This is a genomic window from Isoptericola jiangsuensis (genome assembly GCF_002563715.1).
GTDB classification, from domain to species: Bacteria; Actinomycetota; Actinomycetes; order Actinomycetales; family Cellulomonadaceae; genus Isoptericola; species Isoptericola jiangsuensis.
In genome coordinates this window covers 2,213,866-2,226,302 of the sequence record NZ_PDJJ01000001.1, presented here as the reverse complement: position 1 = coordinate 2,226,302, position 12,437 = coordinate 2,213,866, and the positions used below count along the sequence as shown (strand labels likewise).

The 12,437-nt window shown below is 66.9% G+C and carries 11 protein-coding genes; 7 read left to right on the top strand and 4 right to left on the bottom strand.

Going from position 1 to position 12,437, the window contains the following annotated elements:
• The first annotated feature begins 101 nt into the window (after nucleotides 1–101).
• On the top strand, nucleotides 102–353 hold the full coding sequence (locus ATJ88_RS10180; RefSeq protein ID WP_245852332.1) for a type II toxin-antitoxin system PemK/MazF family toxin: 252 nt from the start codon (nucleotides 102–104) through the stop codon (nucleotides 351–353).
• A 927-nt stretch (nucleotides 354–1,280) separates the two neighbouring features.
• Here the strand turns inward: ATJ88_RS10180 and ATJ88_RS10175 are convergent.
• Entirely contained in the window at nucleotides 1,281–1,589 is a 309-nt protein-coding gene (locus tag ATJ88_RS10175) for a DUF7677 family protein (protein WP_098463729.1), read from the bottom strand.
• 180 nt (nucleotides 1,590–1,769) lie between these two features.
• Between ATJ88_RS10175 and ATJ88_RS19020 the strand changes: the two genes are divergently transcribed.
• From ATJ88_RS19020 to ATJ88_RS10160, 4 genes are all read left to right on the top strand, one after another.
• Nucleotides 1,770–1,892: a hypothetical protein gene (locus ATJ88_RS19020; RefSeq protein ID WP_281255248.1), complete on the top strand. Its 123-nt coding sequence runs from the start codon at nucleotides 1,770–1,772 to the stop codon at nucleotides 1,890–1,892.
• A 328-nt stretch (nucleotides 1,893–2,220) separates the two neighbouring features.
• Nucleotides 2,221–5,940: a hypothetical protein gene (locus tag ATJ88_RS10170; protein ID WP_141538649.1), complete on the top strand. Its 3,720-nt coding sequence runs from the start codon at nucleotides 2,221–2,223 to the stop codon at nucleotides 5,938–5,940.
• Nucleotides 5,941–6,484: 544 nt separating this feature from the next.
• The gene (locus tag ATJ88_RS10165; RefSeq protein ID WP_098463727.1) at nucleotides 6,485–7,414 is read left to right on the top strand and encodes a DNA-processing protein DprA; all 930 of its coding nucleotides are present in this window, start codon (nucleotides 6,485–6,487) and stop codon (nucleotides 7,412–7,414) included.
• Between the two features lie 197 nt (nucleotides 7,415–7,611).
• On the top strand, nucleotides 7,612–8,208 hold the full coding sequence (locus tag ATJ88_RS10160; protein WP_141538648.1) for a phosphoribosyltransferase: 597 nt from the start codon (nucleotides 7,612–7,614) through the stop codon (nucleotides 8,206–8,208).
• 300 nt (nucleotides 8,209–8,508) lie between these two features.
• On the opposite strand, the gene ATJ88_RS10155 is transcribed toward ATJ88_RS10160, so the two are convergent.
• From ATJ88_RS10155 to ATJ88_RS18070, 3 genes are all read right to left on the bottom strand, one after another.
• On the bottom strand, nucleotides 8,509–9,384 hold the full coding sequence (locus ATJ88_RS10155; RefSeq protein WP_098463725.1) for an IS3 family transposase: 876 nt from the start codon (nucleotides 9,382–9,384) through the stop codon (nucleotides 8,509–8,511).
• Nucleotides 9,381–9,668: a transposase gene (locus ATJ88_RS10150; protein ID WP_170023584.1), complete on the bottom strand. Its 288-nt coding sequence runs from the start codon at nucleotides 9,666–9,668 to the stop codon at nucleotides 9,381–9,383. Before ATJ88_RS10150 ends, ATJ88_RS10155 begins: the two co-directional genes overlap by 4 nt.
• A gap of 550 nt (nucleotides 9,669–10,218) precedes the next feature.
• Nucleotides 10,219–10,833 carry a hypothetical protein gene (locus ATJ88_RS18070; protein WP_141538647.1) on the bottom strand — a complete coding sequence of 205 codons (615 nt, stop codon included), beginning with the start codon at nucleotides 10,831–10,833 and terminating at the stop codon, nucleotides 10,219–10,221.
• Between the two features lie 558 nt (nucleotides 10,834–11,391).
• Between ATJ88_RS18070 and ATJ88_RS18785 the strand changes: the two genes are divergently transcribed.
• The gene (locus ATJ88_RS18785) at nucleotides 11,392–11,766 is read left to right on the top strand and encodes a hypothetical protein (protein ID WP_245852329.1); all 375 of its coding nucleotides are present in this window, start codon (nucleotides 11,392–11,394) and stop codon (nucleotides 11,764–11,766) included.
• Nucleotides 11,691–12,092, top strand: coding sequence for a type II toxin-antitoxin system PemK/MazF family toxin (locus ATJ88_RS10130; RefSeq protein WP_342744845.1), 402 nt, complete (start codon nucleotides 11,691–11,693; stop codon nucleotides 12,090–12,092). Before ATJ88_RS18785 ends, ATJ88_RS10130 begins: the two co-directional genes overlap by 76 nt.
• The last annotated feature ends 345 nt before the right edge of the window (nucleotides 12,093–12,437 follow it).

Below are 12,437 nucleotides of genomic sequence, written 5' to 3'. Positions count from 1 at the left end.
CGTGAACGACGAGCCGGACTCCTGGTGATCCGCGGGGGCGGTCTATCCCGTCGATCTGGGTTCGGGTCGGGGCGCGAGCAGGGTGGGAGACGGTACGGCTGGTGCTGTCCCCGTCCGAGGCCCCCTGGTCGGTCGTGACGATCGTGCCGACCTTGACGTCCGATGCGCCGTTGTCCTTCCGCCCGGAGTTCGAGGGTGCGGGCCGCGACGCAGTGTTCCTCGTCGACCGGGTGCGCGCGATCGATGACGCGTATGTCGGTGCGGATCCCGTCGGCTACCTGTCGGCAGGCGAGCTCGCCGTCGTGGAGGAGGCTGTCGCCCGTGATCTCGGGCTCCCCGTGGAGGACCTGTGATCCGGGAACTGCGCCCGCACCGATATCGGCGGGGTGCCTGGGTGCTCGCGGGTGACGTTGGATGTGGAGGGCTCCCTGGCGGGTGGGGCATACGTCTCACAGGAGCGAGCTCGCGAGACAACCGTCGGGGCGATCCCAGCATCGGCTGCTGGTCCATCTGCTGGTTGACGGGTTCGAGCATGGGCGGACGGGGGTGAACGGGAACGGCGTGTTTCTGCGGTTCAGGGGGACGGGTTCGGTGGTCTGTTTGCCTTCACACCGAAGAGGTCACTGGTTCGATCCCAGTATCGCCCACCGCAGAAAGGCCCCCTGACCAGCACAAATGCCGGTCAGGGGGCCTTTCGCTTTGCCGGGGTCGAGCGCTGCTGGCTTAACTGCTGGTCTATCTCCCGCCATCTGGGCGGGTGGGGAAGCGTCCCGTCGGGCGCGGCGTGGGGGCGCGGCGTGGGGGCGCGGCGTGGGGGAGTGGGCGCGGTTGACGCCGGTGCCTCGGTCGTCCTGAACCCGTTCTCACCTGGGCGAACGCCGCATGGCCGACGGTCGCCGGCTGTCGTGTTCGGCTGAGGGCCACTCGAGCCGCGGGTGCGGCGAGCCCTCCTATTCCTCACTGACCTCTTCGGTGTTTCCGCACTGACTGGCTCCTGGTAGGAGCCCGTTCGCTGAGTGTCGTACTTGGGCACTGGGGGTGGGTCGTGAGGGCGGGGGAAGGGCGCGTGGAGGAGAGGGCATCTCGAGGACGGTGTAGTTCTTCGGGGCTTCGGCGGCGGGAGGAGCGGATCACCCGGACGCGACCGAGATCAGCCCTCCTCCGGGCCGGGCCCGGAATCAGCGTGTCCACCTCACGGGGTCAAGCCCTGCCACGAGCTAGCGCGGTGCCGTCGTCCTGGCCGCGATCATCGTCTGGCTCCGCGCCTGGGCCCGCACACGTCAGTACAACGCCGATTCCCAGTTCTCGATCTCGGCCTCACCTTCCGGCATTTTGCCGGTGCAGTACCGGTAGAGCCACGCCGCGGCTCGCCGCTCGGCGTACTTCTCGTTCACCGGCTCACCCTGGTCGTCGAGTTCCAGAACGTTGGCGAACACCGCGAACAGCGTCTCCATCGAACTGGCCTCGTCACGCAGGACGTCCCAGTACTCGACACCCTCAAGCAGTGGATGCCCGACCGAGCCGCGAGCAACCCAACCCGCGAATCGCCGCAGCGCACCAGACGCCCCGGGGGACAGCTTTGTGGTCACAGCGTTGACAGTACGGCCATCGATGGCTCATTCGCCGCAGGTTTGGAGACACGCTGTAGCCGCCCTCGAGGTCGTCAGCACGAGGCTTCCTGTTCCTAGCCGTGGCCCGCCCGCCGTTCATCGGACAGACCCGACGGTTGCCGGTAGCGCGCGCAGGTTGCGCGCGCAGTGGTGCGCGCCGTGACGATGCTGCCCCCGGCGGCCGCCCGCGCCTTCTGGCTGGTGCTTCTGGAGAATGCGGCGCGGGTCGTCGTCGAGGCGGACGCTTCCCCACGTATCCACACGCCGTGCGGCCTGCGATGATGCTCGTGTGGCCAGCCCCTCCAAACGGCGAACACCTAAGCGGACCGCAACGCGTGGTTCTCGGTCTCTGCGCCCGGCCGCGACCACTGCACCCGATCCCGCGGAGCTCGATGGTGGGCGACCAGCGAATGAGATCGACGATGGTGCGGAACGCCTTTGGTGCAGGACGCGCGCGGGCGCCCGATCCGGACGAGGCTTCCATTTCCAGGACGTAGTCGGAGCGTGGCTGTGCGCGGGCCTGCTCACTGGCCGCTTCAGCGTGGATGCCGTAGTCCCTGAGGGCTTTGAGGACCTGTCGTGCGAGGGCTCCGACGGTTGGCACGTCCAAGTGAAGTCGCGCCAGGCGCGCGTCGGCGACTTCGCTATTAGCGATGTTGCAGAGCATTTGCTCGCTCTCTTCACACAGCACGCGGCACGCATCGCTGCCGGCGTCAGCGGGCGCCCGGTGCTCGTCGTGGAACGGGCCATCGATGGACTCGTGCTGGCGGAGTGGGACATCGCGCTTAGCGCGCAGCCTGAGGCCGCGCGGATCATCGAGGCCGTCCTGGCGCTGGCGCGCCGGCGGGAGCAGAACGAGGACGCGGTCCGCGAGTTCTGCCGACAGGTGACCGTGTTCGTCCTTCCGTGGACGACGGCAGCTGACGAGGCCCGGGACGCGATTGCTCGCCGCTTCAGCCTCGTGCCGGCTGCCGCTGACCCGATCGTGCGGGCGTTCCGGGACGAGGTCGCCGCCTCGGCAGACGTGAACACCTCTCCCTCCATCGTCGACCGACGGGGCATCGACCGGACGCGTGCGGAGTCGATCGCCACAGCGCTCGTCGGCGTACTCGACAACGCGACACTCGAGCGGGCGCTCGCGACGGGGGCGTGCGAGCCGGTCGACTTCGACACTCCCCTGGCCAGCAACGGCTTCTACGAGGGCATGGACGTCCAACCCGGGCACGTCGTCGCCGGGCTGCCGACGCCTCGGCCCTCACTTACCGGCGAGGTCGTGACGGGGCTCGATCGTCGCGGGCGGGTACTCGTCACCGGCCCATCAGGGGTCGGCAAGTCCACGGTGATGTGGGCGGCGGCATACTCGACCCGCCACGCCCTCTGGTACAGGGTGCGCCGGCTCCAGGATGAGGACGTGGCGGCGATCGTCGACCTCGCCAGCGCGTCGATGCCATCGTCGAGATCTCCGATCGGGTTCATCGTCGACGGTGTCGCGGTCGGTCCAACGCAAGCCTGGGACTCACTCGTCCGAGCGTTCGCGGGCATCCCCCACGTTCTGCTCCTGGGCTCGGCGAGGACCGAGGACTTGCTCACCCTCCGGACGCTGCCCGAGTGCGACACGACGGACGTCGTCCTCGACGAAGAGGTCGCCGCTCACATCCACGCCGCGCTCGTCCGGTCCGGGGCCACCACCGCGACCCACTGGCGTGAGGCGTACGAGGACGCCGCGGGACTGACGCTCGAGTACACCCACCTGCTCACACGCGGACGCCGGCTCAGCGACGTGATCACCGAGCAGGTTCGTCGCCGGGTGAGCGAAGGTCGGGAAACCGAACTTCGTCTAGTGGCGCTGGTCGCGACAGCACACCGCTGGTCCGCCAACCTCGACATACGCGACGTCCAGCGGCACCTTCACCTTGGCGATCCGGAGCTACGTGAGGCGCTGGCCCGCCTTCGTAGCGAGCACCTGGTGGACGCCCTGGGCACGCGCCTTGTTGGTCTGCACCAGCTTCGCTCGGTCGCACTCAGCGATGCTGTCCATACGGTGCCGCCACCGGTGCTCATCGAGACGGTCCGCGACGTCCTGGCGCTTCTGGACGAGCCGCAGCTCCGGCCGTTCGTGGTGGGCGTGCTCCGAGACGTGCCCCAGATCGCTGGGGAGCTCCTGACGGTCCTCGCACACGAGGTCGAGCGGAGGTCCGACGCGCGGTGCCTGGCATCGGTCCTTGACGCCCTACGCATCGCGGACTTCCGTGCCACCGCACAGAGTTGGGCGCGCAGTCTTGAAGCGAACGCGGTGGCGCCCGCGCAGCGTGCGATCACGATCCAGCTCGCACTGATGGGCAGCCATCCGCAAATCGGCTTACGTCCAGAGATCGAGTCGGCGTTGCCCGGGATGGCTCTCGAGCCCCTGGCCCTGCGTGACGAGTTCCTGGACATGATCGGCAATCTGCGCGTGAGCAGGTTCGCGGCCGGGGCAAACCTCCCTGGCGCGATGGCTGTGTTTGGCGCGCTCGCGGGCCGACAGCTCGAGGCCCCCGCTCTAACTGAGCTTGGGCGTGCAAACACGGCCCTCGCGGAGTGCTTGCAGAAGGCGTCCGCCGACGACCTGGCGGAGGTTCTGGCGGTAGCCCGCGAGGTGTCCCTTGAGTTGGCAACGACTATCCTCGAGATGTCGGGAGGGCGGCAGAGTGTCTTCGACCGCCTCTTGGACTCGACGCCGGGGCTGGTCGAGGTCGCCGAACACAGCCGTGGCGGCGTCCGGGTCGCCTACGCGCGGATCTTGCACGTGTCGGACGTGGTGAATCCTGAGCCGGACGACTCGAACCGCGCGTTCGCGCGGAGGCTGCTCAGGTGCTTGCCAGCGTGCGACAAGGCAGACGTCCAGACCCTGTTGCCTGGTGACGTACCGCTCGGGTTCCGCGACCACGTGATCGGCGTCTCCACCCTTGAACGGCGCTACGATCACTCCGACTCTGCCGTTCAGTGGACGCGAGTCCGCGCGCAGATCGCGGCGTCGGCCGCGGGCACGATCGATCACACGACACGGCTCGCCACGGTCACCGAGCTCGTCGGCGACACAGCGCGATTCCTGGACGACCTCACGCTCTTGTGGTGCGTCTCGCAGGGCAGACCCGACGAGGAACGGGAACTCGAGGCTCGCAGGACCTCGATTCGTGAGCGGGCTGACACGCTGACCGTCCCGATCGACCGTATCGAGGTGACGCTGCGTCCCGGCGCGCAGGTACCAAACCTGGACAACGACCACTTCCACTCGTTCATCCAGGGCGTCGTCGACAACCTGCCCGGGCGCCTCCAAGGCCCTGCTGACGGATGGCCGAGCCTCGCCGCGTTCACGGGCGACACACTTCGCCGAGATGGGCTGCGCGCCGCGCAGCTTGAGCGCTGGGACCTGGTCGACAGCGACCCGCCTGGCGAACTCCAGGCAATGGATCAGCAGCTGTCAGACCTCCACGCGGTGCTGGCGGAGCTCGCGTGGGGACAGCTGCAACCCCGAGCGGTTGCGGGCATCGCGAGATCGGGACCGTACACAACCGCCCTACGTCGTGCGGCTGGCGCTGCCCGCGAGATGGTCAGCCGTCGGACCGGCCTGATGCTTGACGGGCTGAAGGAACTCGCCGGGTCGCTGGGTATCGAGCTTGTCATCTGGACGCGCGACCTTGAGAAGCCAGACGCGGTCTACTGGCCGCCGACCGAGGTCGCGATCGGCGTGCCGGCGACCTCACCCGAGGCGTGGATGACGGCAGCGGAAGCTCTCCGCGAGCTGATTGAGGCCGAGTACGCCGTCCGCGCTGCACGTCCGCCGATCCTGATTACCCCGCTGGTCGGAGATCGCCCCGTCCGTCAGGCTGCGGTGGCGCTTCAGACCACGGCCTTCCCGGGTGCGGATCTCCTGGCGACCTGGTCCGATCAGATCGGAAGACCCGCCCCAACACCGCTCACTGACTGCGTGATCGACGCCCATGGTGCGCTGGAATCCCTGTCGGGCCTTCACGTTCTGGCCCGCCGCCGCTCCCTCGCACCCGACCTGGCGGCGTACCGCGACTCCGAGCACGCGCGGCTTCGTATGGCCATGGACAGGCTGGCTGACCTGTCCCGCAGCGCCGACACCCCCGGTGACATCCAGGCGTACCTTGCGGACCTTGAAGTTCGCGTTCTGGCAGAGGACCAAGACGCAAAAGCGCCAGCGGACACGCTCGCTGGACGAATCGCCGCGAGCATGACTCTCGCTTCGACGACGGAGGCCAACGAGCGCATCGGGCTGATCTTCGAGTCGCTCCGTTGGGACTTGTGGAGAGGCTCGATCGCCTGACGCGCCCTCGATGAACCCTGCATCGGACTGTGAGCTCCCGGCGAGGACGGCGGTGATGACCGGGCAGCGCTTCGACCCGGCGCCGGGTGCGTAACCTTGGTCGGTCACCGCATCGGCTCATCGAGCCCGTCAACGACCTCGATGAGTTGCTGGATGGCGTTGTGCGCGTGTGCGAAGCCAGCCGCGAGCAGGCGCACAGGGTTATCGTCTCCTTCGAGGTCGAGCCGTTCGACCGCTCGGCCGGACCCGTGGCGGTAAGGCCTGCCTGGGCGCGAGCCTCGTCGACGCTCCCTCTCTGTAAAGACCTCTCTCGACCGTTGCGGACGAGCGTCCATCCAGCTCGTCTCAGTCGAGGTGACCGGAGCCCGGAGAACGGGCCACTCACAACCAGGATCGACGCGTGCCTCGTCATGCGGGATCCTGAGCAAGGCCTGTGATGAGGTCCCTAGGAACCACTGCTCCGACCAATCTGTCGCTGCTGCTCCGTAGCGATTGACGTCTCGCCTCTCGGCCGACGTCAGTGGTGGGCCGTAATCTTGGTGTCATGACAACGCAGGCAGTGGACCAGGCCGCCGCGACGGTCGCGCTGCTGCGCGCAAAGGTCCGCGGACACGGATGGAACAGCCTGGCGACTGAGATCTGGTACGCGGGCGACGCTGTGCGCGTATGGAAGGAGCTGGTCGAGGGTGACTCCCTCGTGCCCGATCCACGCGATTCGCAACTTCTCGATGAGGCGCGCGATGACGTACTGCGGTGGGAGAAGGACGGGCTGCGGTTCCTGACGGTGCTCGACCCTGACTTCCCTAGCAGACTGCGCGACATCCGAGAAGTCCCGCCGTTCCTGTTTGCCGAAGGCGCACTGGTACCTGAGGACCGCGGCATGTCGGTCGTGGGTTCGCGCAAGGCCTCGGAACGCGGTCATCAGATTGCCGGTGCGGCCGCAGAGCTGCTCGTCTCCAAGGGGCTGACTGTGATCGCTGGCCTCGCTGCTGGCGTCGACACCGCCGCGCACCGTGCCGCGCTCGCGGTCGGGGGACGAACAGCCGCATTCATTGGAACTGGCATCACCCGCGCGTACCCGGCGACGAACCGGAAGCTTCAAGCTGAGATCGGGCGGCGAGGTCTTGTCTTGTCGCAGTTCTGGCCGGACGCCGAACCGTCGAAGTCAGCGTTCCCGATCCGCAATACCGCGATGTCCGGATACGGGATGGGCACGATCGTCGTCGAAGCAGGCGAGACGTCGGGGACGCGCATTCAGGCACGGGTCGCCGTCGAACATGGGCGGCCAGTGATACTGACTGACATGGTCGCCGAACGGACCCAGTGGGGCGCCGCACTCGTCGGGCGCCCCGGGGTGCACGTCGTGACCGGGATCGACGACCTGGACAAGACGATCGACGAAGTGCTCGACGCTCAGGCCTCCTTGGCGCTGGCCCTGGAAGCTATCGGTAGCGTTGCCCCGACCGCCGCATGATGCGGGAGCTCCCTGCCAGTGTTGTGCCGGTTGGACAGGCACTGGCGGCCAACGCCGGCGGCTATCTGCGTAACGTCCTGAGGATCTCAGGCGTCACGTGCTCGGCGTGCGGAACCCCGACCGGCGGATACGCGACGTGCTACCCATGCAAGCAGCAGCGTGACTCTGGCCTACCCCTTGCTGACCGGGTGACGTCCATGGTGTACGCGGTCAAGCCAAGCGCATCAATGCGCGACCAGATGTACACAGCGATGTTCGGCTACAAGGCGGCGACACCGCAGCTGACCCACACGAACGTCGTCCGCTCGCTGCTCGCGCTCGCGATCCTGGGGCACGTGGACTGCGACTTGAGGCTGGCGGGCATGAGCCACTTCCGATGGACGACGGTCGCGGGAACCCAGCACGTCGGTGAGCACCCGCTGCACCGCCTGATCGCAGGCGAGCCAGGAACGGTGCTGTCGCCACTCTTCGTCTCGGGCTACGAGCTCGAGACGAAACTCCGCGCCGGAGCGACCAAGCAGCGCGACATCCGTCCTGAGAACGTGGAGGTCGTCGGCGGCATCGCGCCCGACACTCACGTCGCGGTCTACGACGACTCCTGGGTGACCGGCGGGAGCGCGCAATCGGTCGCCGTCGCGCTCAAACAGGCGGGCGCTCGGTCTGTGTCGATCCTGACAGTCGCACGCGTGCTGGGCCCCGAATACAGCCCGAACGCCGAGTTCCTCAGGTCTGAGCATGCCCGACGCGACTTCGACTACCGAGTCTGTCCTTGGACCGGCGCCGATTGCCCATGACCGCGCGGCCCGGGACTCGCGCTGGTCCGGGCTCGCCCGCTTCCACCGCGCGTGGGCATCTAAGTGGGCATCTACGGCATCCCCACAGGCCCCGAAAGTACCCGACAGTCATCGACTGCAATCCCCGGAATCTCGCGCATTCCCCCAGGTGGTAGATCGCGCTACTGCCCTTCACACCGAAGGGGTCACTGGTTCGATCCCAGTATCGCCCACCGCAGAAAGGCCACTTGACCAGCAGAAATGCTGGATTGGGGGGCCTTGGAGCCTGACCCGCTTCTCCGGACAGTTTCGGTTGGTTGATCATGCCGCGCCGTGGGCGGCGGTGTGAAGGTTCTCGAACTCGATGGGGCTGCGGTAGCCAAGTCCGGAGTGACGGCGGACGGGGTTGTAGAAGCCCTCGATCCACTCGAAGATCGCCGAGGCGAGCTCGGCGCGCGTGTGCCACTGCTGACGGTCCAGGAGCTCGCGCTGCATCGAGGACCAGAACGACTCGATCATCGAGTTGTCCACACTCGATGCCACCCGCCCCTTCGATCCCAGGAGGCCGGCGGCGCGCAACCGGTGGCCGAAGATCCAGGACGTGTACTGACTTCCGCGGTCCGCGTGCACGATGGTGCCGGGCGCGGGACGGCGTCGCCAGCGCGCCATCTCCAGGGCGTCCACCACCAGCTCCGAGCGCATGTGATCCGCGATCGACCAGCCCACGACCTGCCGGGTGAACACGTCCAGCACCGCGCAGCAGTACACCCGCCCGTCACCGGTCGGATGCTCCGTGATGTCCGTGCACCACAGCCGGTCCGGACCCGCGGCAGTGAAGTCGCGGGCTACCTGGTCCTCGTGCGGTGCCGGCGCTGGCCGGTGCCCGCGACGTTTGCGCCGGTGACACACCCCGACCAGGCCCGCATGCCGCATCAGCCGGGCCACCCGCTTGCGCCCGCACCGGATCCCCAGCCCAAGACGCAGCTCGGCATGCACGCGCGGGGCACCGTAGGTCGCCCGCGAAGCCTGATGGATCTGCGTGATCGTGGCAGACAGCCGCTCGTCAGCGACCGCACGCGGCGACGGCGACCGCCCGGTGGCCTCGTAGAACCCCGACCGCGAGATGCCCAGCACCCGGCACGCCACCGCGACGGGCACCCCGTCGTCGGCGAGCTCACGAACGCACCGGGCGATCATTTTGGGAGCACGTTCTCCCGCGCGAAGTACGCCGAGGCGCGCTTGAGGATCACGCTGCCCATCTCCAGCACCCTGGTGCGGCGACGGAGCTCGACGAGCTCCTTGCGCTCCGCGGAGGTCAGGCCCTCACGCCGGCCGGCGTCGACGTCGTCCACCTTCATCCACCGGCGCAGGCACGACTCGCTGATCCCCAGATCGTTCGCGACCTGCCGCACCGGCGCGTCCCCACGCCGGGCCAGGTCCACCGCTCGACGCCGGAACTCCGGCGGCTTGGCTGCAGGCATCACGGGCTCCTCTCCCGAGACGATCATCGCCTCAGATCAGGTGTCCGGGAAACCGGGTCAGGCTCCGCCGAGACCCACCCACCGTTACTCAGGCAGACCCATCTGGCTCGGCACCAGTGAGGTCGTCGTCACTAGCGCCGCCGCCGAGTAAGACCGCCGCACACGACAGCGCCCCGACCTCCCGAAGAAGGACGGGGCGCCACCGAACCCCAGGATTACGAACCGTCGCCACATCTGTTACGGCAGTTGGCCGCCCCCGTCGTTCCTGAAGTTTGTTTCCCAATAGTCCAGAATTACGACGTGCTCTCTGCCGAACTCACTCTGGAGGTTTGCAACGATCGTCCGACCATCGGCGCGATGCCGCTCCATATCCTCGCGAGACGGCCAGCCAGTGAGGTAGTGGTAGTCGCGATTGAACCATTGCGCCCAATCAAGGATCATTGCTCGAAGTTGGGGATCGATTTCGAGGTCGCCAGGACAAAGCATTCCATCTGGACCCCACAACGGCCAGGTGACAGAGTATTCGTTGGCGACTCGAATCTGCATTTGGTCAGCAGCCTCCGCCCGGAATGGCGGTGATCACCAACATGTTATTCTCGGAGAGAACGATGCGAGGGTCCATGGTGCCAACCATGGCGTCGCCTACGTAGAACTGCACCGGTGTGGTCATGCAGAACTTGCCGGATCCCTGGTTCACGGTCAACCTTTCGTCGGCCGTAGACAGCAATGTGATCCAGACCATGCTATCCATCAGGTCGTCCCACGAGCTGAAATATCCCACCGACTCGCCTTTCAGCGTCCAATCTGTTTGGTGGCGGTATCGGATATGCTTATACCCTGACGATTGCTCAGTCCCGCAAAAGAGTCGGACTTCACCACCGGGCCAATCGCCATCCGGCTCGGACGCATACGAAATGATCATGTGACTCGCATCATTGAGCGTGTCACAAAAGAGCGTGTCAACAGGACCCAGCAAGAGTGGGCTTACCCCTCCCGTGGCTTCCGACTGCTGGTCGCCAAGGTCGCCGAGTTCAAGAAACTCCTCGATAGTCCATTCCTGGCCACCTGCACGCACCGTCAGGCCAGGGCTGTCATCGACAGCAACGGCCGACGCTGACGCTGGAGCAACAGTGGCCGTCACCGCGGCGATCAGCACAGTCGACACAAGCGCAATTCTACGCCGTACAGTACTAAACATTGGACCTCCAGTTGATCTCCATCGATGAACCCCTGTGCGCGAAAGCTTACGGGGGTGATTGAGCGGGGCAACCTGATGTCCAGAATGCGGACACTTATGGAGCGGGGTGAAGTTCGGCTGCGCGGATGAGCTTGGCTTCCGGCCGCTTCCGCCCGAGCTCGTCAGGCTCGTTGTCCACGTCGCCATCGCGGGCACAGCGCGCGACGAGGTTGGCCACAGGATCGGAGAAAGTCTCGCCCCACCACTGCGGAGCGAGCATGCAGTCAAGGCTGCGCTGGCCATCAAGAAGAAGGCCCAGGGAACATTCCCACTTCCACCCTGGATCACCGGCGGACGGGCACAGTTCGCGCCGACCTCACCGGATGGATCGGCGAGACACGGACCGTGTTTGAGTGCGGCGGCACCACGTCATCCGGGTCTGCCCGAGTTTGGTTGACGATCGAGAGTGCGGGTGGCCGTCACGGGTCGCCCGATCTCGGGGAGCGGTGCGTAGGACAAATGTAGGACCCTGCGTAGAGTGAGGGCATGACCACGAAGCGACGAACTGCTGCCTCCGATGCTCCCCGGCCTGCTTCTGTGGGCAGGTCGACCAAGGTCGCGGGACGTGGCGGCAGGGTCTCCCATGGCCAGGTCGAGGCCCGGGCATCGCGCTACCTGCCGTCCGGTGGCACAGCGGAAGCGACCGTGGTGGGGGAGAAGAAGGTGGCGCCGGTGAGCTTCCGCCCGACGGTGGACGAGCGGCGCGTGCTGGACGAGCTGGGCGCGGAGGGTGTCACGGCGTCCGATGCGCTGCGCCACGGTCTGCGGCTGCTGGTACAGGAGCGGTGGCTCGAGCGGGCTCGCGCGGACATGCTCGCCCATCGGGACGAGAACTTGAACGACGAGCCGGACGCCTGGTGATCCGCGGGGCGGTGTATCCCGTCGATCTGGGTTCGGGTCGGGGGCATGAGCAGGGTGGGAGACGGTACGGCCTGGTGCTGTCTCCGTCTGAGGCTCCGTGGTCGGTCGTGACGATCGTGCCGACCTCGACGTCCGCTGCGCCGTTGTCCTTCCGTCCGCAGTTCGAGGTGGCAGGCCGTGACACGGTGTTCCTCGTCGACCAGATGCGCGCTGTCGACGTCTCGTATGTCGGCGCGGATCTCGTCGACTACCTGTCGGCTGATGAGCTCGCCATCGTGGAGGAGGCAGTTGCCCGTTATCTCGGGCTTCCCGTGGAGGACCTGTGATCCGGGATCGGTGCCCGGGCCGATATCGGCGGAGCGCCTGGCACGCCCGCGGGTGACGTTGAATGCGGAGGGCTCCCTGGTGGGTGGGTCCTTCGTCTCACAGGAGCGAGCCCGCGAGGGAACGTCCGGTCCAGCCCGGCCTCGGCTGCTGGTTCATCTGCTGGCTTACGGGTTCGAGCACGGACGGACGGGGGTGAACGGGAACGGCGTGTTTCTGCGGTTCAGGGGGACGGGTTCGGTGGTCTGTTTGCCTTCACACCGAAGAGGTCACTGGTTCGATCCCAGTATCGCCCACATCGGAAAGGCCCTCTGAACAGCAGAAATGCTGGTCAGAGGGCTTTCGCA

Bases quoted from the DNA above. Each gene is read 5' to 3' on its own strand.
- ATJ88_RS10150 (WP_170023584.1), bottom strand. From the start codon at position 9,668: ATGCCTGCAGCCAAGCCGCCGGAGTTCCGGCGTCGAGCGGTGGACCTG.
- ATJ88_RS18785 (WP_245852329.1), top strand. From the start codon at position 11,392: ATGACCACGAAGCGACGAACTGCTGCCTCCGATGCTCCCCGGCCTGCT.
- ATJ88_RS10160 (WP_141538648.1), top strand. From the start codon at position 7,612: ATGGTGTACGCGGTCAAGCCAAGCGCATCAATGCGCGACCAGATGTAC.
- ATJ88_RS10165 (WP_098463727.1), top strand. From the start codon at position 6,485: ATGACAACGCAGGCAGTGGACCAGGCCGCCGCGACGGTCGCGCTGCTG.
- ATJ88_RS10155 (WP_098463725.1), bottom strand. From the start codon at position 9,384: ATGATCGCCCGGTGCGTTCGTGAGCTCGCCGACGACGGGGTGCCCGTC.